Annotated in this window: 13 protein-coding genes and 1 riboswitch; of the genes, 4 read left to right on the plus strand and 9 right to left on the minus strand. The window is 61.4% G+C overall.

Annotated elements, in window-relative coordinates; translation table 11 throughout:
- Positions 1-418 precede the first annotated feature (418 nt).
- Positions 419-1,339 carry a diguanylate cyclase gene (locus tag ACI3L3_RS03305; RefSeq protein WP_404843670.1) on the minus strand — a complete coding sequence of 307 codons (921 nt, stop codon included), beginning with the start codon at positions 1,337-1,339 and terminating at the stop codon, positions 419-421.
- 275 nt (positions 1,340-1,614) lie between these two features.
- Between ACI3L3_RS03305 and ACI3L3_RS03310 the strand changes: the two genes are divergently transcribed.
- On the plus strand, positions 1,615-1,977 hold the full coding sequence (locus ACI3L3_RS03310) for a hypothetical protein (RefSeq protein WP_404843671.1): 363 nt from the start codon (positions 1,615-1,617) through the stop codon (positions 1,975-1,977).
- Between the two features lie 117 nt (positions 1,978-2,094).
- Here the strand turns inward: ACI3L3_RS03310 and ACI3L3_RS03315 are convergent, their stop codons facing one another.
- On the minus strand, positions 2,095-2,355 hold the full coding sequence (locus tag ACI3L3_RS03315; RefSeq protein ID WP_404843672.1) for a hypothetical protein: 261 nt from the start codon (positions 2,353-2,355) through the stop codon (positions 2,095-2,097).
- Positions 2,356-2,436: 81 nt separating this feature from the next.
- Positions 2,437-4,179: a YeiH family protein gene (locus ACI3L3_RS03320; protein WP_404843673.1), complete on the minus strand. Its 1,743-nt coding sequence runs from the start codon at positions 4,177-4,179 to the stop codon at positions 2,437-2,439.
- A gap of 1,509 nt (positions 4,180-5,688) precedes the next feature.
- Here ACI3L3_RS03320 and ilvB point away from each other — a divergent pair.
- Together ilvB and ilvN are read left to right on the plus strand one after the other, a co-directional pair.
- Positions 5,689-7,368 carry an acetolactate synthase large subunit gene (gene ilvB / locus ACI3L3_RS03325; RefSeq protein ID WP_404843674.1) on the plus strand — a complete coding sequence of 560 codons (1,680 nt, stop codon included), beginning with the start codon at positions 5,689-5,691 and terminating at the stop codon, positions 7,366-7,368.
- Positions 7,355-7,669, plus strand: a complete 315-nt coding sequence (ilvN, locus tag ACI3L3_RS03330; RefSeq protein WP_404843675.1) for an acetolactate synthase small subunit — start codon at positions 7,355-7,357, stop codon at positions 7,667-7,669. The genes ilvB and ilvN overlap by 14 nt, the downstream gene beginning before the upstream one ends.
- 170 nt (positions 7,670-7,839) lie before the next feature.
- Here the strand turns inward: ilvN and ACI3L3_RS03335 are convergent, their stop codons facing one another.
- Entirely contained in the window at positions 7,840-10,260 is a 2,421-nt protein-coding gene (locus tag ACI3L3_RS03335) for a methyl-accepting chemotaxis protein (protein WP_404843676.1), read from the minus strand.
- Positions 10,261-10,548: 288 nt separating this feature from the next.
- Positions 10,549-11,547, minus strand: a complete 999-nt coding sequence (locus ACI3L3_RS03340) for a cache domain-containing protein (protein WP_404843677.1) — start codon at positions 11,545-11,547, stop codon at positions 10,549-10,551.
- Positions 11,548-11,742: 195 nt separating this feature from the next.
- Positions 11,743-11,828, plus strand: a riboswitch (ZMP/ZTP riboswitch).
- 57 nt (positions 11,829-11,885) lie between these two features.
- Between ACI3L3_RS03340 and glyA the strand changes: the two genes are divergently transcribed.
- On the plus strand, positions 11,886-13,148 hold the full coding sequence (glyA, locus tag ACI3L3_RS03345; RefSeq protein WP_404843678.1) for a serine hydroxymethyltransferase: 1,263 nt from the start codon (positions 11,886-11,888) through the stop codon (positions 13,146-13,148).
- 486 nt (positions 13,149-13,634) lie between these two features.
- Here the strand turns inward: glyA and ACI3L3_RS03350 are convergent, their stop codons facing one another.
- From ACI3L3_RS03350 to ACI3L3_RS03365, 4 genes are all read right to left on the minus strand, one after another.
- Positions 13,635-15,308 carry a cytochrome b/b6 domain-containing protein gene (locus tag ACI3L3_RS03350; protein WP_404843679.1) on the minus strand — a complete coding sequence of 558 codons (1,674 nt, stop codon included), beginning with the start codon at positions 15,306-15,308 and terminating at the stop codon, positions 13,635-13,637.
- Between the two features lie 48 nt (positions 15,309-15,356).
- A complete protein-coding gene (locus ACI3L3_RS03355) occupies positions 15,357-15,812 on the minus strand; it encodes a cytochrome c3 family protein (RefSeq protein WP_404843680.1) in 456 nt (151 codons plus the stop codon).
- A gap of 99 nt (positions 15,813-15,911) precedes the next feature.
- Complete coding sequence (gene hutH, locus ACI3L3_RS03360; RefSeq protein ID WP_404843681.1) at positions 15,912-17,597, minus strand: histidine ammonia-lyase; 1,686 nt, start codon at positions 17,595-17,597, stop codon at positions 15,912-15,914.
- 140 nt (positions 17,598-17,737) lie between these two features.
- Positions 17,738-19,324, minus strand: coding sequence for a flavocytochrome c (locus ACI3L3_RS03365; RefSeq protein WP_404843682.1), 1,587 nt, complete (start codon positions 19,322-19,324; stop codon positions 17,738-17,740).
- Positions 19,325-19,372 lie beyond the last annotated feature (48 nt).

Raw genomic sequence — 19,372 nt, forward strand, 5'->3', positions numbered from 1 at the left:
GATAAAGGCCGCCCGAGCGTACGCTCCGGGCGGCCTTTTGTGTTGGAGAGGAAGAGAGAAAGAAGGGAAGAGGGCCTTCGGCGACTTAAGGAAATAATTTCCTTAAGGATCCTTAGAGTTTTCGGGGCGGAAGCCGCCCCGAAAACAGGGGTGGGCGGGCGGGGTCTTCTGCCTTTTGCCTTGCCTCATGCAAACAGCCAACAGGGATTCTCACCGCCTTTCACACGGCGCCAAAGCCCCCCCAAAAAATCTCCCCATCCACACGGACGGGAGCCGTCAGGGGGGACGACCGCCACCTCTACAGGCACCCGGCATGTGCGCACATGGGATTTTTAAGGGCCCACGGCCCTTAAACCTGCGGAGCACAAAAACCCCGGGCACACCTCCCATCCCCCGCCAAAGACCCACACAACGCGACCTACGGCAGCACCATGCCTTCGACACGGTTTCTGCCGCCTTCTTTGGCGCGGTAGAGCATTTTATCGGCGGTATGAACAAGCTCGTCGGCGTTTTTCTCTTGGCTGGGGATGGTCGCGGCGACGCCAACGCTGATGGTGACGACGCTGCCGATCTCGGAATATTCGTGCATGATGGATTTGGATTCGATGGCAAGGCGCATGCTTTCGCCAATGATGGAGGCCCCGTCGTAGTCGGTTTCCGGCAGCACGACGACAAACTCTTCGCCGCCGTAGCGGGCGACGAGGTCATGGGGGCGCTTGAGTTGACCTGCGAGAAGCTTGGCGACCTTGCGCAGACAGTCGTCGCCTGCGGTGTGGCCGTAGTTGTCGTTGAACCGCTTAAAAAAGTCGATGTCGAGCATGATGATGGACAGAGGCAGCGCACTTCGCAGCGCGCGGCGCCATTCGAGGTCGAGCACTTCATCAAAGCGCCGCCTGTTGGGGATGCTGGTGAGGCCGTCAAAGGAGGAGAGGTTCTCCAGAATGTCGGTCTTGCGCTTGAGGTCCAGATGCGTGCGCACGCGCGCTTTGACGATGGGGATGCTGAAGGGCTTGGTGATGTAGTCCACAGCGCCAAGTTCCAGCCCGCGGGTCTCGTCGCCCTCTTGGTTCATGGCGGTGATGAAAATGATGGGGATGCTTTGCGTTGTGGGGCGGGCCTTGAGTTCGCGGCAAACCTGATGGCCGTCCATTCCGGGCATGATGATGTCCAGCAGGATAAGATCCGGGCGCGGGTCGGATTCGGCGATTGAGAGCGCGTCCGTCCCATTGGTCGCAACGCTGACGTCATAATCGTCCGAGAGCGCCTCACCCAACATACTGATGTTGAATGAGGAGTCGTCTACGATAAGTACCCGTTGCCGCCGCTGCGTGTTGAGCATGCCCCACCTTCTTTCATCTGGTCATTCGACGTGGTGTCATCCCTCTGGACTCACTGGTGGCCCATCGTTGCACGGTACCACGGGAATTGGCGCAAAGTAAACAATCCGCACGCCGCGCTGCGGGGCGCAAAAAGGGGGAAAATTCGCGCCACAACGGCCTGCGTGCCGCACGTTCCCTGCTGACGGAAGGATTTGACGGGGCGCTTCATCCCGCTCTATTCTCACCATATGATGGAGACGCGCATCATGTGGGTCTCTGGCCGCGAGGAGGACGCATGACCGGACAGTCCAGCATCCTTTCCGCCATCTTGATGGGCATTGTGAGCGTGGACCTCTTTTGCCGTGCGTGGATGGGGCTGATGACCCTTATCGCCACCGCGGTACTGCGCCACCGCGACGAGATTGCGCGGCAGGAAGCGCTGGCCCGCATGCACCGGGGTGTCCTGTCGCTCCTCTTTTGCGGCGGCCTGCTTGCCGTCGTCTTCCACCTGTACAGCAATGTGTATGGGCTGGGCACATCGCCCGGTGAATGCCTCGCCTACTTGCTGGCGGCCACGGTGCGCATGGTGGTGTTCCTGAAGGACGTCAGCCACCGCGTAGACCGCATGCTCCGCCCCGGCGGCCCGGACCAGCACTAACTCCCGCCCACAAACGCGAGAACGCGCAAAGACGCCCCCGCCTCGTCCCGTATTCCGGGGGAGGCGTGGCGTCCTTGCGCGCTCACGAAACAGGCGCGGCACAGGGCGGCGCACCGCCTAGTCGGGCTGGGGACCGCTCGGCATATAGTCAAAGGTGCTGCGGGCGCCGATATTGGCGTGGCCCACGCACTCGATATCCGTGTAGTAAAACTCGCCGGTTTCGATGTTCGTTTCATCCACGAAGTCTGCCATCTGGCGCATTTCGGGGATGGCGTTGACCAGCGCCGGGCACGCCACAAAGACGACCAACCACGTCACGCCAAGGGCTACGACGAAGGACGTCCACCGCTGGGCAAGGCTCTTGTTTTGCTGTTCCATTTTTTTCTCTACCTCCTCGTAAAGAGGGATGGACGGGGGACACTGTCCCCCGTCCGGAGGGGTGGCACAATCAGTTCAGCTTTAGATCTTCGCCGTGATTTCGGGGAAGACGAGGTAGAACATGATGTACGCCATGGTCAGGGTAAGGATGAGGTTGAGGGACTGGCCGCAGAAGTACAGGATGAGCGGCTTGCCGCCTCGGAAGTAGCCCTTCAGCTCGCGGAAGTTGGTGGCGAGACCAATGGCCGCGAAGCTCAGGCAGAAGAACCAACCGCGGAAGATCTTACTAAAGCCGCGGATAACGCCCTGGTCGATGAGGGAGAAGCCTGCATCGGTGCCGAGGCTGGTGTACATGATGGAGAACACGATGGACGCGGACAAAAAGCCCAGCACGAACTTGGGGAAGCGGTGCCAGATTTCAATCCAGCCGATGGACTTGCCACCAGCTTCGCACTCAACCTTGGTGCACCAGTACACAGCCACACCAAAGGCGGTCACACCGATGAGCACGTTCTGGATCATCTTAATGGTAGCGGCCACGTAGAGGGCCTTCTCGGACAGGAACGCACCGGCGGCGGCAACGGCGCCCGTGGCGTCGATGGTACCACCCATCCACGCGCCACCAAGGATGTAGGGCATGCCAGTAGCCTTAATGATGGCAGGCATGACAATCATCATGATGGAGGTGAACACCAGGGACAGACCGATGGAGAGGGTGAGCTCTTCCTTCTTGGCGCGGCAGGCCGCGGCGGTGGCGATGGCCGCAGAGGTACCGCACACGGACATATCCGCGGAGACAACCATGTTCAGCGTCTTGGAAGGAATCTTCAGCACCTTCTGACCGAAGATGTAGGTCGAGATGAGGACGACAGGCGTCACAATCCACGCCACGAAGATGCCGGGCACGCCAATGGCGATAATTTTGTTGAACAGCACCTCGGCGCCAAGCAGAACCAGACCGGCCTTGATGTAGAACTCAACCTGCAAGGCGGGCTTGACCCACTTCGGGGTGCCGATGGTGTTGGAGATAAGCATACCAAGGAAAATGGCCCACGCGGCATAACCAATGCCGTAGTGCTTCATCGTGGACTGGTACGACATAAAGTACGCAATAACGCCAAGGGTAAAGACAAAGCAGAAGCCCTTGAAGAACTTGCCAGCGCTCTCGCCCATGCAGCGCATGCCCACGGAGAACAGCAGGCCAATAACGACCATCAGGCCAATCAGGGTGGGGAAGCGGTTAAAGGCCTTATGCTTCACCTTCTTCTTGGCGGACTTCATGGAGCCCTTGGCGGCGCGCCACTTTTCAATCTTGTCCTGCGCAACCTGATTCAGCTCCGCGCTCTTAAAGCCCACAGCGGCGGCAGCGGCTTCAGCAATCTGCGCCTCGGTGCGCGCCTCTTTGGCGGCCAGCTTGGCGGCCTCGTACTTGGGCGCGTACTTGGCGTTCATTTCCTTGGCACGCTCGGCGCTCATGTAGAAGCTGTCCAGCGGGTTGCTGGACCACGTGCCGGGCTTGCTGGTCCACGACTTAATGGTTTTGCCAATGGACGTCTTTTTGCCCTGAACGCCTTCCTTCTTGTCCTGCGCCGTCAGGTACGCCACAGTCTTGAACGGAGCGCGCTCCGCCTCGGCAGCCATGATGGCGTTGCACTCGGCAAAGGTTTCGTCCATACCCTCAGGGGTATTATTAAAGTAAATCAGCCCACCGATAACGAGCAGGAAGAAACCAAGCCAAATGGCAAGGTAGTCCTCTTTCTTCCACAGGTCCGACCAGGACGATTGCGCCTGATCCACTACGACGTTGCTACTTGCTTCAGACATAAGCCATGAATCCTCCTTAAGATATGTCGCTCAAGGCAAGACCGTGGGGTCAGCACGTTACCGTAGGCAGGGAGAACGGTTGTCCCGGACCCGCTGTCTGCCCTGAGCGCAGCACTCCCCTTAGAGCAACCATCGTTCCAAAAAGAACAATCGAGGACAACAGCCCGAATTCACTCGCTTTATTCCCTGCATCGTCATTTCCATCCCTTCCCCAAACTGCTAACTCCAAGCTACACCCTGTAAACCTCAGCCCTCGGAAATTCGCCCCACTGCGCGTCGCACAGCCGACACTTTGCATCCCAATCACCATCTGCATCACGCAGAGAAACCACCACACTCCGCCCTGCGCAAGGCATGTTATATTCATTTATAACAGTCAATTACATGTCCACAGCAGAGAAAGACGCCCAACTCTCGCACCCAATCGAGGCCCCGCATATGCCCCCTGCTCCGTCTTCACCGCAGCGCCGGCAGAAAACCAAGCTGGGCACTAGGGATTGGCACGACGTATTCCCGTGAGTGTAGCCACAAGGTTACACCCCTTCCGGGCGGGTTGTGAGGCTGTTCACATACGGCTGGATGGAGGAAAAACACCCGACATGGCGGGATATTCCGCATGCCCTGCCTCCGGCGTAGGTGGGGAAGGTGGGCCTAACAGAATGGCGTTGGAGCGTTAGGCCGAGGCTCTTTGTGCTCTGCGGCTCAAGTGGGGGGCAGATTGTACTCCCCCTGTGCGGTCACAACGGGAGCGGAGGCATGGTCGTGTGGCGGTGACGACACCGGGCTTTTGGTGCTCCGCAGGTTTAAGGGCCGAGGGCCCTTAAAAATCCCATGTGCGCACAGGCCGGGTGCCTGTGTCTGGTACTGTCGTCACCCCTGACGCGCTCTCGTCCGCGTGGATGGGAGATTTTTTTGGGTGGTGTTAGCGCTGTGGGAATGGCGGTGAGAATCCCTGTTGGGCGTGTTTACGAAGACAAAAGCAGAAGGCCCTGCCCGCCCCCCTATTTTTTGGACGGCTTCCGTCCAAAAAATCCTGGGGATTCTCAAGGGTGTCACACCCTTGAGTCGCCGAAGGCAAAAAAAAACACATGCCCCACCACCCCACCTCCGCGCTGTTCAACGCGTGCGTTACGCACGAGTCCAACATGGCTGGAACGCAGCACCGCGCTCCAGTGTTGCGGATTTTTTCCACATTGGCGCTTGACTTGCGAAAGCGCTCTCCGTACCTTTGACGTCAACACTGTAACGATTCGCACCAAGGAACCCGCACATGCTACGCAACTCTACGCACATACACACCTCCGCCGGCAACGGCCTGGTACTCGTAGGCGTAGTAGCCATTATTATCGTACGCGTAGTAGTAGCTATAGCGTCGTAGCGGGTCAGGTACATACATACAGCACACTCATCCCCCGCCGGCGCAGGAGCCGGCGGGGGATTTTGTTTTCCTAAAACAGACACAGCGCCGGCCCTGCCCCACTCGGGGACTCCACGAGGAGGAAGGGAAAGATGCACAAAAGCGGCGCGGAAATTGTCATCCGTCTTCTGGAGCGTCAGGGCATCCGTTCCATCACCGGTATTCCCGGTGGAACGAATCTGCCTTTATACGACGCTCTCTCCCAGAGCCCATGCATAAGCCATGTGCTTGCCCGCCATGAACAGGGGGCAGGTTTCATCGCTCAGGGCATGGCTCGTGTCAGCGGCAAACCTGCCGTCCTCTTCGCCACATCAGGCCCGGGTGCCACCAACACCTTGACCGCCATTGCCGACGCCAAGCTGGACTCCATCCCCCTTGTCTGCATCACCGGTCAGGTTCCGCGCTGCCAAATGGGCACCGACGCCTTTCAGGAAGTGGACACCTATGGCTTGTCCGTTCCCATCACCAAGCACAACTTTTTGGTCCGCTCCGCTGAGGAGCTGCTGACCGTTATCCCGGAAGCCTTCCGGATCGCCTCCTCTGGCCGTCCCGGCCCTGTCCTCATCGACATCCCCAAGGACGTGCAGACCGAGACTGTGGACGTTGCAACGTGGCCCGAACCGGGCCAGCCGGACCCTGCCCCGGAATTCTCCGCAGCCTCGGTCCGCCGGGCGGCAGACCTCATCAACGGCGCAAAGCGCCCCATCCTGTACCTTGGCGGCGGCGTTATTGCTGCCGGGGCGGGCGGCCTTGCCACGCGGCTGGCGGAAAAGGCGGGCCTGCCGGTGACCATGACCCTGATGGGCCTTGGCGCGGTGCCGTCGGACCATCCGCAGTCCATCGGCATGCTGGGCATGCACGCGGCGCGCTACACCAACATGGCGCTTGCGGAGTGCGACCTGCTCATCGCGGCGGGGGTGCGCTTTGACGACAGGGCCACGGGCCTTGCCAAAACGTTCTGCCCGGACGCGGCGATTGTGCACATCGACATTGATGCCAGCGAACTGGACAAAATTAAAAGCTCCTGCCTTGGCATTACGGGCGACATCCGCGAGGTGCTGGAATCGCTCATCCCCATGACGGAGCAGGACGGCCGCCGGGAGTGGACCTCGCGCATTGCGGACCTGAAGACGGCGCACCCTGTGTGCCTGCCGGGTTCGGACAATGCGGAAACGCCGTATGGCATCATCCGCCTTGCCGCGCGCCTGACCGGCGACGACACCATCATCACCACCGACGTTGGCCAACACCAGATGCGCACGGCGCAGGCCTATCCATTCCGCCGCCCGCGCCAATGGCTGACCTCCGGCGGGCTGGGGACCATGGGCTTTGGCATTCCTGCGGCCATAGGCGCGGCCTTGGCCTGTCCGGGACGCATGGTGCTGTGCGTCAGCGGCGACGGCAGCTTCATGATGAACATGCAGGAGCTGGCGACGGCGGTTGAGGAAAACGCCAATATCAAAATTTTGCTGATGAACAACAACGGCCTTGGGCTGGTGCAACAGCAGCAGGAACTGTTCTACAAGGGCAATCTTTTCGCATCGGGATACCGCGCTCCCGTGGACTTTGTGCGCATCGCCGAGGGGTTCGGCATGAAGGCATTCGACCTTGCCGATGGCGACCCGCACGACACGCTGGCCCGGGCCTTCGCAACACCCGGCCCATGCCTTGTCCACGTTCCTATTTTGGAAAAGGAGAACGTGTATCCCATGGTGCCTCCGGGCGCCGCAAACACAGTGATGATTGAAGGAGGCTCCCATGTCACAGCCTGATATCCACGACAGCCTTCTCGACGCGGCACGCACCACGGTGCTGGAACTGTGTGTCAACAACCATCCCGGCGTCATGTCGCACGTGTGCGGGCTGTTTGCCCGCCGCGCCTTCAACGTGGAGGGCATCCTGTGCATGCCCGTGCGCGACGGTTCCAGAAGCCGCATTTGGCTTTTGGTCACGCGGGATGATCGACTCGACCAGATGATCAAGCAGGCCCGAAAGCTGGAGGACGTCGTAGACGTCACCCGGCATGACGACGGCCACCACGTGTTTTCCGGGTTGGAAGCATCATTCAGATGACCGCCTGATACACGCCGGGCGCGGGAATAGGGGTATTACCGCGCCTGTGGGCCAGACTCCTTCGGGACGGCTTCGCTCAATAGGGATGAGGGCCGGTGATTCGCAACCACCGGCCCTCCTTTTCGTTCAATTTTCAGGATGAACTGCCGCTCATCCTTGGCGCGCTGCGCCTACACGGTCTGCCGCATACCGCCAATGATGCTGCGGATGCGCTCCACCTCGCCGGACAGAGACGCCACATCCATTGAGGACTGTTGCATGGCCTGCGCCGTTTCTCCGGCAATCTCGTCAATCTCGGTCGCGGAGTGGGCAATCTGCTCGCTGGCGGCGGACTGCTGCTCGGCGGCGGTGGCGATATTGCGCACCTTATCGCTGGTCTCGCCAGTGAGGGCGAGAATGCCTTCCAGCATGGTCCGCGTCTTTTGGGCAAGCTCGGCGCTTTGGCTGACTTCGGTGTCCGCCTTGCCCATGGCCTCCACACTAATGTGCGCCTCGCTCTGGATGGCGGTGATGGCTTCGCCCACTTCACGCGTGGCGGCCATGGTCTTCTCCGCCAGCTTGCGCACTTCGTCCGCGACGACGGCAAAGCCGCGCCCGGCGTCACCAGCGCGCGCGGCCTCGATGGCGGCGTTGAGGGCCAGCAGGTTCGTCTGGTCCGCAATGTCGTTAATAACCGTCATCACCGAACCAATGCCATCCACGCGGGTGCCAAGGCGGTCCATCTCGCCGCGCAGCTTGGCAATGCTCTCACGCACGGCAACGATAGACTCCACGGACTCGCGCACCACGGCCTCGCCGGACTCCGCTTCCTCGCGCGTTGTCTCGGCGCTGCGGGCGGCGTCTGCGGCGTTCTGCGCCACTTCCAGCACGGTGGCGTTCATCTCCTCAATGGCGGTGACAGTCTCGGTCACGCGGGCCTTCTGAGCGTCGGTACGCTGCATGGAGTCGCGTGTTGCCGTGGTCAGGGCGGAAACGGCCTCGCCCACGACAACGGACGCGGCGGCCGCGTCCTTGGCGGCGGCTTCAATGCGCGCATTCTGCTCGGCCACTGCGGCCTGCTCATGACGCAGGGCTGTGACGTCGTTCCAGAAGGTGATGCCGCCCACCAACTTGCCGTCCACGTCATAAAGGGGCTGCACGTCGATGATGAATTCACCGTCGCGGCCATCAAGGCTGGTGTAGGAGAAGTTCACGCCCGTGCGGGGCTTTTCGTCCTTCAGCACGGTGGTGAGGATGGTGGGCTTTGAGGTATCGTTAAACAGGAACTGGCTGAGATTCATGCCGATGTAGTCCTTAGGCTCGCCGCCGCGCCCCACATTGCGCAGCATACTGCGGCTGCACGCGGTGATGGACAGATTCAGGTCCGTCACGGCAAAGGGATTGGCAATGCCGTCGAGAACGGCGGTCATGAAGCCCTTCTCCTCCTGCAACTGCTCAATGATGCCTTCGGTCATCTCCTGCACGGTGCGGCCCACGTCGCCAATCTCATCCATTGGCAGACGTCCGGGCTCGGCGCGGAAATCACCTCCGGCCACGGCGCGGACATACTGCGTCACCCGGCGCAAAGGACGCACCACAATGCCATGGGTCAGTGCGTAGAGCACAAGGGCCATAACCACGATAAGTAGCGCAAGCTCCGTGGCAAAGGTCGCGCGCTTGGCGGCGAGCGTCGCGTCCAGTTCGGCCTTATCCTGCGAAGAACAAATAAACCAGTCTGTCTGGGTGTTGCCGCCGCTGAGGACCACAGGGCGCACGTTGACAATGCGGCTCACGCCATCAATGGCGGCCTCAAACCCGCTGTCGCCGGAACTGATGCGCGAAAGCGCATCGCTATTCTTGCGGGAATAGGCATCGCTGAGAATGGCCTCCGCCTTGGGATGGGCGATGACGCTTCCGCGTGAATCGCTAAAGAACAGATGCCCGGTCTCGCCAAAGGTCACGGGGCGCACAAAGGTGTCCGTAAAGGCGGTCATCTTGAGGGCGAGGATAAGCGAACCCACCAACTGCCCCTGCTCCCGTACGGGCGCGGCCAGCACAAAGATGGGGTTCCCGCGCAGCAGGCTGGGGTACACCTCGCTGATGGAGAACGGCGCGCCCTGCGCAAGGGCCACGTTATAGCTGAGCTGCGTGCCGCCCTTGCCAAGGGTGCGGCCCTGCACGGTGTCCACAAAGAACGTGCCGTCCGTGATGCCAACCTCGCCCTTAGGCCCGGTGACGCTCACACGCTCGCCCGGAGCAAGGCGCGCGGCAAGGGGAATATTCTCATAGATGCCGTAGGTGTCGTGCACCCACTGGAGCACCTCATGCGCGCGTACGGCCTTGGCGGCGTCCGCAGGGTCGGCGCAGGCCGCGACAATTTCCCTGCGGCGGGCCAGCGACTGGGCAAGGCGTTTTTGCCCGTCAATCCAGCTTTCCAGCGCGGTTGCCGCGCCTTGCAGCGCCATATGGGCGTTGGCCCGGGCCATTTCGCGTTCTTCATTGTGCTGCCGCTCGTATTGTATGGTTCCCAGAACCACGCCGAGCACGGACAGGACAATTCCAACCGCTCCGATGTAGCGCAGGGCCACCCTGCGTCCGAGTCTCCTCAACATATTTTTCCCTCTCTGTGCGATGTATAATCGCGTAGTGAATATTGCACTTCTGCACCTCATACACTGAAAGGAAATATCGAGGAATCACGGTTTTTTCTGGCCCAACCACTTGTTCCTCAGCCAAAGCATGATGCGCTGCGAGGGACGCCCGCATCGCCCTGCCTCTATCGGCTCACGCGCAGACGGCGACGTCTTCGCACCTTTCGCAAAAAAAACGGGCCGAAGGGAATTCCCTCCGGCCCGAAACTGTTGGTTGGCTGAGGCAGGCGAAGCAGCGCCCGCACCCGGCTAGCGCCGTATGGAAACCCAAAAGGCCCCGCCAAAAAGGACAACGCCCAGCGCGCCAAGGAATATGCCGCACTGCATCGTAAACGCGCCCTGCGCGGCGGTTATGACGGCCTGCACCTCGGCTTCATCCTGCATGGTACAGATAAACCACGTGCTGGCCGCTTTTCCCGTCTTCTCCAAGGGGAAGGTGTGGATAATCCGCGGCGTGTCATCAATGGTGCCCACAAAGCCGCTCTCGCCCTTGGCAATGCGCTGCATCACCTCACGGAAATCGACACCATAGTTATGCGGATAACGCTCCAAGTTCGGCCCAGCGAGCATTTCCCCGCGAGAGTCGCATAAATACACCCCACCGGTCTCGCCAAAGCTCAAGGGCCACAGAAAATCGATGCCGACGGCACGCGCGCCGCACTCCAAGGCCACCGTCGCCACCAGCTCCCCGTCCCACATCACAGGCGCGGCGATGTAAAAACGGGGGCTCTCAACGGTGAAGTCCGTGTAGGCCTCGCTCACAAAGGTCTTTGCGCCGTTCTCGATGGCCACCTTGTAGGACGTCTCCGGCATCACCTTGCCCAGAAAGTCCCTCTTGGACAGCGAACCAAGAAGCTGTCCGTCGGGGAGCTTCTCCCCATTGAGCGTTCGATCGCCCACGGTCGTCACAAGAATATCCAGCACAGGCCGGGACGCTTGAGCCATCCACCCAAGCTGGTCGTCCAACTGGTACACATAGCGCATATCATACGGGTGATTGACAAGGCCGAGCACCGAGTACGTCGTCGCCAGTGCAACCACCTGTTTGCGCTTTTCTTTCATCCACGTGCGAATGCCCGTGGCCGCGCCAAGGGCGCTGCGCTGCGCGATGGCCTCCGCCTGCGCAAGGCGCTGCTCCTGTATGGCATCGCGATGCCGCACCCCGAACCATGCGGTGCACGCCGCGGCAACGGCAAACACCACAATGGCGTACACAAAAATTTGTCTTCTCTTGCAACCTGTCGGCATTATTTGATCCTTTCCCCTTTTCCACGCCGCGAAGGCCGGGGGGAGGTGTTCGCAATTGTTCTTACAAAAGCCGCGCACTGTGCGGCTTTCCAGCTACCTATCATCGATGGGGAGCAGGCACGCTACAGGAAACACTGACCGCTTGACAAGCATGCCGGGCTTGGGATAGCTCCCTTCCCAACATCTTTGGATACTTCGGCACCGCGTGACTGGCGAGAATTGTGGAACCAACCACAGGGAAGCGCGGTAAGCCATTCCAGCCGCTCGCCTGGGCTGCATCTCCCGATGCCAAACACCTGTTCTCTCTGCGGAGAGACGTGTAAGGGGGAAACGCGCCCATGCAGCAGTCCCATCTTGATCTTCTCAAAGCAAACGACCCGGAAATCCATGCCGCACTGGAAGGCGAAAGCCGCCGCCAGCGCCTTGGCATTGAGCTGATTCCGTCCGAGAACTACACCTACCCCGAAGTGCTGTGCACCCTTGGCAGCATCTTCACCAATAAGTACGCAGAAGGCTACCCCGGACGCCGCTACTACGGCGGCCAGACCTATACCGACCGCATCGAAGACCTTGCGCGTGAGCGCGCCAAGGCCGTCTTCCGCTGCGAGCACGCCAACGTACAGCCCCTGTCCGGTTCGCCCATGAATCAGGCTGTCTACCTTGGCCTGCTGGAACCCGGCGACACCATCCTTGCCATGGACCTGTCCCACGGTGGGCACCTGACCCACGGCGCGCCCGTGTCGCACATGGGCAAGCTGTTCAACTTCGTCCGCTACACCACGGACCCCACCGACGGCTCCATCGACTACGACGAAGTCATGCGCCTTGCCAAAGAGACCCAGCCCAAGCTGGTGCTGTGCGGCTACACGTCCTACCCGCGCGATATCGACTACGATGCCTTCAAGGCCATTGCCGACGCCGTTGGCGCCATCACCATGGTAGACGCCTCGCACTTTGCCGGTCTGGTTGCGGGCGGCGTGCTGGAAAATCCCTTTGACCACGGCTTCGACATTATGACGACCACGGCCCACAAGTCCCTGCGCGGCCCGCGCGCCGGACTGGTGCTGTGCAAGGAACAGTTCGCCAAAGCCATCGACAAGTCCGTCTTTCCGGGCTTGCAGGGCGGCCCGCACATGAACACCGTGGCCGGCATTGCCGTCACCCTCGGCAAGGCCATGGAGCCGGAATTTAAGGACTACGCCAAGCAGGTGCTGGTCAACGCCCGCACCATGGCGGACGCCTTCCTCGCCGAGGGCGTGAGCCTTGTCACCGGCGGTACGGACAACCACATGCTGGTGGTGAATACAGAAGAAAGTTTTGGCCTTGACGGCAAGGTGGCCGAGGAACTCCTCGACACCATCTCGCTGACCGTCAACAAGCAGATCATCCCCGACGACCCCAATCCTCCATTGAAGCCCAGCGGGATCCGTATCGGTACACCTGCCGCAACCACACGCGGCATGACCGAGGACCATATGAAGCACCTTGTCCATTGGATGATCCAGACCCTCAAGGCCCCCTCCAACACAGCCCTGCACGCCTCCATCAAGAGCGAGGTGGAAACCCTGTGCAGGGACTTCCCGGTGCCTGGAATCTCGTAGCCACACCCCTCCACGCAACACCCCCACACGAAGTAGGCACCGGATGCGTGCCGCCTGCAGATGAAGCGACTGCGGGCGGCACGCTTCTCTTTATTGAGAGGAAAAAGAGTTCCCTCGCGCGCTCGCCGCGTCCCAATGCCCGTTGGGCGAAGACCATCACCCCTTTTCTCACTGTCCCCTCCACTGCCCCCCGCCGCAGTTTCAGGACGCGCCTCGACACGACCCCCACGAGCGGGCCGAGCTTCTGCCTGAAAGTCACGCCTGCTCTCCACGCTACACCGTCCCCGCAAAGCCGCCAACGGCGACACGCCAGCACCTCTCGCCCTGCGTCGCCCTGCCCTGTTCAGCGAAAGCGCGCCAACGCACCTCCCTTCTTCCCTTCCCACCACACATAAAAAAGCCCCGCCGAAATCGGCGGGGCTTTTTGGAAGACGAGGCGTGCGGGGAACGGAGGAGGCTGTTCCCGCACCGTGTGGATGGTCCGTACTACCGTCCATCCTCGTCATGATGCTCATGGGATTCATGATAACCGGTGAACATGCCCTTCACGAGGGAGAGAACATGGTCGCCCGTGGTGCTGAGGTAGATATGGACCACGAGGAAAACCGCGAATCCAAAGGCCAGCACGTAGTGGACTGTGGCCGTCAGCCAGCGTCCCGGGTAGCCCAGTATCGTCTCGGGCGTGAGTTCAGGGAAGAACATCCACACGCCGGAGAGGATGAGCAGCGGCATCATGATGTACATCAGCGGCAGGTACGCCGCCTGCTGCAAGGGGTTAAAGCGCTGGGAGCGGGTCACGCGGAAGGGATGCGCCTCGCCGCGGAAGATGCCCCACAGGTAGAACCGGCCCTGCAACCACCACCGCACGATAAGGCCGCGCGGATTGGGGATATATTGCTTAATGTTGCCGGTGATGATGGCCATCACGACGAACACGCCGTAGTTGGCAACCAGCATCCAGCCAGCGATGTCGTGCACGCGCACGCTCGCCGCAAAGTCCAGCGTTCCCGGCAGTCCGGCAAAGTGCAGGCTGAAGCCGGTAACGATGAGTACGATAAACAGCACCGCGTTCAGCCAGTGCCACAGGCGCACGTGCAGGTCGTACACGTATTCGCTGTGCTTGGGGCCAGGCATGTTGCGGCGCTTCAGGCCGGCAACAATACGCAGGCCGCCATGCAGCAGCACGCCAAACAGCGCGGCCAGCGCCAGCTTAAACGCCCATGCGTCAAGGATGACATTGCGCGTTGCGCCAATGACGTAGGAATCCTTGAATAGGCCATCATTGATAAAGCCGAGCTTATCCACCTCGGGCATAACCGAGGCCGAGGCGTCTGCGCCGGTGGTGTCCAGCTTCAGGAGCTTGGTCATCAGCTCGGTATCATCGAACAGGCCCTTGCCGAGGAACTTCCCGGCCACATCGCTGTCCGTCGGGGCCTCGTGCATACGCTCCACCAATGCGGAGCTTGCGCTATGGCAGACGGTGCAGTCCTTGACGGACTCATCCTTGGGCAGGATGCGGTGCATGTCCGTGGTCTGCGCGGGGGTGTGGCACTCCACGCAGCGCACGGCCTTAAAGTGCGCGTCCTTGTTGGGCAGGAAGTCATGCGACAGGTCCTGTTCCCAGACGTCCTTCCCGGACAGCTTCTTGTAGCCGGTCAGGTCGGTGTGGCAGGCGAGGCAGGTGTAGTTGTCGAAACGAATCTGCGCCTGCGACGGCTTGGTTGCCGGATCGTTCTCCACCGTGTGGGCATCGTGACAGGAGGCGCAGGTGAACTTGTCGCCCAGCTTCTTCACGTGATGGCTTTCGGTAAAGGACGTCTTTATCTCGTTGAAATACTTGCCGTGGCAGTCCGCACAGTCCTTTGCGCCCTTGCCGGAGAGCTTGTGGGGAACAACCTTGAAGTCCTCCTTCGTTCCGGCGCCTTCGTGGCATTCGGTGCACGCCAGTCCACGGTGGGTGCTCTTGGCGAACCGCTCGGCGGGGACGTACAAATCCACCGAGGCTCCCCGCTCCGTGCGCGGAGCGAGGTCAATGTCACCGTGGCACTTCAGGCACTCGGCATTGGCCTCTTTGGCCGGCATCTGCCTGGCCGACAGCGGGGCGGCGGCGAGGAGGCAGAAGAGAAGGGGTAAAAGGACCCCTGCGGCTATTCTGCGCATTGGTTCTATCCTCTATGGTTTATTGGGCGACAGGTCTCTGCCGCAGCCCTATTTCTTGAAGTTCTCGTAGTGGAAGGGATGGCAGGTGTTGCAGTACACCTTGGATTCCTCGTGCTCCTTGTGGCACGTGGTGCAGGGTGCATCCGTTCCATAGTGGGGCGAATTGTGCGGATTGTGATCCAGCTTCGCCGTCAACTGCGCCACCTGCTCGCGCGTGCCATGGCACTTCAGACAGTTTCTGTCGTCGGGCGCGGTGGAGGGGTTGTTGGCCCCGTGGCACAGTTCGCAGTTGGTCCCGTTCTGGTGGACCTTGCGGTGGTAGTCCTTGACGGTCTTGCGGCCCAGCTTGGTGTCAATCCAGAGCTGCATACGCTCCGCCGCACCGGGCTCGTGGGCGACCTTGGTCTCGGCGACCTTTTCCCCGGCGGCAAAGGACGGGGCGAACCAACCGCACATCGAGGCGGAAAGCACAAGGGCGCACATCACGGCTGTGTGCTTCTTCATGGTCGTATCCTGTGGCTGGTGTAGAAATTGACCGTGGCGCCCCGCTTCCCGGGGGGGATGGGGCACAGGGCGCCACGGTCAACCGTTTCGTGATTCAGACTACCTGTCGTATTCCTTCAGGAAGTCGTGGGACGTCTGGATGTCGGGCGTGAAGGGGCGGTCCTTGTCGATGAAGGCCACATCCTTACGGTAGGCGCGGAACATGGCGCCAGTGCCACGACCCAGTTCAATATCGCTCTCGCGCTCGCGCAGGTCGATAGCCTGAGCGGCGTGGTACAGCTCAAGGCCGTAGATGTAGTACATGTTGTCCACAATGCGGGAGAGGCGGTCAGCCACACGCATGGAGTTGGTGGCGGTGTCCTCGATGTTGCCGGCCAGCGGAATGGTGTCCTGAGACACGGGGTTGGCCAGGGAGCGCACGTCGGCGTCCAGAGACACAAAGGGCTTGCCGATGGCGCCAAAGTTGATGGCAACGTCGTCGGCGGCCAGGAAGCGGGACAGATGCGTGAAGTGCGGGTCCACGAGGCGCAGGCAGCGCATGGCGGCGTTGCGGGACACGTGGGACAGGGCAATGCCCAGGTTCTGCAGCTTCAGCACCACAGGCAGCGGCTCGAAGTTGGAGGTGGGGAAGATGGCGCCCTTGATGTGGCCGGCGTCAAGGTAGTACTTGGCGACCTGCTCGGGGGTGTCGGCGCTGGGCTCAATGCCCACGACAACGGCGGGGTTGTCGTCGGAGGAGTTGACCTGCACGTTCCACTTGGCCACGGCGTCGTCAAGGGCTTCCATGGCGGCGCCAAAGGTGAAGGCGGTGGTCCGGTAGCTCAGGGGGTCCTGCAGGGCGCGGCCCTTCATGGGCTGCCACAGGTAGCTGCCTTCCAGCTCATCGCGCATGACCTTGGAGGCCTTGGCAAAGCAGGTGAAGGGGCGCACGTCGTTGACCTGCTTCAGGAAGGGAGCAACGTTGCCGTTGAGGCCTTCGAGGGACAGGCCAAAGACAACGGGAGCCACCTTGAGGAACTGCTCGGCTTCGCTGAGGGCGAAGGCGGACTTGGCCATGGCCGGAGCGTTGGTGCTCAGGATGGCGAGGGCGTCCTTGCCGGAGGGCTTCAGGGCCTTGATGCCAGCCTTGGCGAGCGCCTCGGCGCCGGACATACGCTCACCCTGGAAGTCGGCCTTCCACTCGCCCATCATCACGAGGCCGATGTGGGGAGCAAGGGTGATGTCGCATTCGCCAACGGTGCCACGGGAGGGCACGACGGGCAGCAGGTTCTTGTTCAGAAATTCCTTGTAAAGCTCGGCAACGTAGGGCTGGGCGCCGGTACGGCCGCAGAGCATGGTGTTCAGACGGATGGCCATGGTGGCGCGCACCATGCGGGGCTCCATGTCGGGGCCGACGCCAGCGCTGTGAGCGCGCAGGGCATTCACATTGAACTGCTCGGACAGGCGCAACACCTCGGGGGTGAGCACGCGCTTGCCGCTTTCATCCACATGGAAGATGGACTTGTCTTTGTTCAGACCAACGCCAACGGTGAGGCCGTACACGGGGCGGCCTTCGGCGGCGAACGCCATGAGCAGCTCGCGGCTGTCCTTGACGCGCTTCATGGCGGTGGTGTCGATGGAGACCTGAGCGCGGCCTTCAGCGATGTCCACAAGCTGAGCGAGGTCCATATCGTGACCGTTCAGGGTCACAATCTTGTGGCCGGCCCATGCGGTGCAGGCCATAACCTGCATAGCGGCGAGGCAGATGACGGCTGCCACAAGCCTGCGGGTAGCGGAAAAATGCATTGTTTCCTCCAGTTGAGCTCTTCTGATGTATGTCCAAACCATCGGCTTCCGGGTGACGGAAAAAGTCAGGCCGGGGCGCTCCCTAGCTGACGACCCTCCGCCGTCAACGCGCCCCGGTCGTTCCCAGGAAGACGAAATATCTATGCCTTGCTCAGGGCGGCCTTGCGTCCGGCCAAACGGCCAATGACCAAGGTCTCGGCAACGGCGCAACTGCCCAGACGGCTTGCGCCGTGGGGACCGCCCGTCACCTCGCCGGCGGCGTACAGGCCCGGGATGGGCTGGCCGGAGCGCATGTGCATGACCTGCCCCTCGGTGTTAATCTCCACACCACCCATGGTGTAGTGCACCTTGGGCCAGCAGCGAACGGCGTAGAACGGCCCTTCGTCGAGCAGGACGGCGCGGCCCATGGGCTTGCCGAATTCCTTGTCCTCGCCGGTGCGCACGGCCTCGTTGTAGGTGGCGACCTGCTGCTTCAAGCCCTCAACGGGCATGCCGAAGTGCTTGGCCAGCTCCTCAACGGTGCCAAACTCCCACGCCACGCCGTACTTGAGGCAGGCCTTGAGGGTCTGCGCGCGCTCTGCGCCCTTGGCGTTACAGAACACCACGGGGTAGACGGGGTGCCCCTCGTCGTCGAGGCGGGTCATAACGGCTTCGGCTCTGGCCTTACGGTCGGCCAGTTCGTTGACGAAGCGCTTGCCGGTGCGCACGTCCACCATGATGCCATTGGGGAACCCGGCGATGGTGTTGAACTGCGACACCATGCCAAAGCCCTTCTCGTCCGGGGAGGTCCACGGGCCGAGCTGGATCAGGTTAATCTGCACGGGAGCCGCGCCAACGCCGAACATGGCCTGCATGCCCTCGGATGTTGCGCCCGGGTGGTTGGTGGAGTCGATGCGTCCGTCCAGATTGGGGTTCTGCATCATGCGGAAGCGGCGGTCCTGCGAGAAGCCGCCGGAGCACATGATAACGGCCTTGCGGGCGCGGAAGCGGCGCAGTTCGCCTGTGCTCTCGTCCGGGAACTCGTAGCGGTCACGCACAACGAGGCCCATCACGCCACCGTTTTCGTCCATGACAAAATCTTCCAGCTTACAGCGGCTGCGGAAGGCCACGCCCATCTTTTCGGCGCTCTTCTTCAGGGGGCGGATGATGCCCGCGCCGGAGCTGATGGTGGTCTGCAGAGTACGCGGCACGCTGTGGCCGCCGAAGTGCTGCAGGAACGGCTTGTACTCCACGCCGTGCTCAAGGGTGAACTCGTAGGCGGGGCGCGTACCGGCGGCGACAATTTTCAGAAGGCCCATGTGGTTCAGGCCGCGGCCAGCCTTGAGCATGTCCTGGACCATAAGGTCCACGGAGTCCTTGATGCCTTCCTTCTCCTGCAGGGGAGAACCGGCAACGGCAAACGCGCCGCCGTTGATGGCGGAGTTGCCGCCAAAGACGGGCATCTTATCCACGACAAGCACATCCGCTCCGGCCTTACGTGCCTCAAGGGCGGCGGCCATTCCGGCGAATCCGCTGCCGACGACGATAACGTCGTACTCCTTGTCCCACGCACTTACGGGCGTGCGGGATTTCTCCACGGGGACGTCCTTTTTTTCCTCTCCGGTCACGCAGCCCTGGAGCATTCCGGCGGCGAGGCCACCAGCCAGGACCGCCCCGGCGCGCAGCACGTCCCGGCGAGACTTGCGCGCACTCTGGGGTGCGGAGCGCTTCGTTTCGGTTTCTTTCATATCGAGTGAAAGCTCCTTGCTTGCGAAAACTTGCGTCGTGTCGACTCG

This window comes from Desulfobaculum sp. SPO524, assembly GCF_044987625.1.
In the GTDB taxonomy this organism is placed as follows: Bacteria; Desulfobacterota; Desulfovibrionia; order Desulfovibrionales; family Desulfovibrionaceae; genus Desulfobaculum.

What these genes read in the sequence shown, in the direction of transcription:
- ACI3L3_RS03305 (WP_404843670.1), bottom strand. Translation starts at nt 1,339, where the DNA reads ATGCTCAACACGCAGCGGCGGCAACGGGTACTTATCGTAGACGACTCC.
- ACI3L3_RS03310 (WP_404843671.1), top strand. Translation starts at nt 1,615, where the DNA reads ATGACCGGACAGTCCAGCATCCTTTCCGCCATCTTGATGGGCATTGTG.
- ACI3L3_RS03315 (WP_404843672.1), bottom strand. Translation starts at nt 2,355, where the DNA reads ATGGAACAGCAAAACAAGAGCCTTGCCCAGCGGTGGACGTCCTTCGTC.
- ACI3L3_RS03320 (WP_404843673.1), bottom strand. Translation starts at nt 4,179, where the DNA reads ATGTCTGAAGCAAGTAGCAACGTCGTAGTGGATCAGGCGCAATCGTCC.
- ilvB (WP_404843674.1), top strand. Translation starts at nt 5,689, where the DNA reads ATGCACAAAAGCGGCGCGGAAATTGTCATCCGTCTTCTGGAGCGTCAG.
- ilvN (WP_404843675.1), top strand. Translation starts at nt 7,355, where the DNA reads ATGTCACAGCCTGATATCCACGACAGCCTTCTCGACGCGGCACGCACC.
- ACI3L3_RS03335 (WP_404843676.1), bottom strand. Translation starts at nt 10,260, where the DNA reads ATGTTGAGGAGACTCGGACGCAGGGTGGCCCTGCGCTACATCGGAGCG.
- ACI3L3_RS03340 (WP_404843677.1), bottom strand. Translation starts at nt 11,547, where the DNA reads ATGCCGACAGGTTGCAAGAGAAGACAAATTTTTGTGTACGCCATTGTG.
- glyA (WP_404843678.1), top strand. Translation starts at nt 11,886, where the DNA reads ATGCAGCAGTCCCATCTTGATCTTCTCAAAGCAAACGACCCGGAAATC.
- ACI3L3_RS03350 (WP_404843679.1), bottom strand. Translation starts at nt 15,308, where the DNA reads ATGCGCAGAATAGCCGCAGGGGTCCTTTTACCCCTTCTCTTCTGCCTC.
- ACI3L3_RS03355 (WP_404843680.1), bottom strand. Translation starts at nt 15,812, where the DNA reads ATGAAGAAGCACACAGCCGTGATGTGCGCCCTTGTGCTTTCCGCCTCG.
- hutH (WP_404843681.1), bottom strand. Translation starts at nt 17,597, where the DNA reads ATGCATTTTTCCGCTACCCGCAGGCTTGTGGCAGCCGTCATCTGCCTC.
- ACI3L3_RS03365 (WP_404843682.1), bottom strand. Translation starts at nt 19,324, where the DNA reads ATGAAAGAAACCGAAACGAAGCGCTCCGCACCCCAGAGTGCGCGCAAG.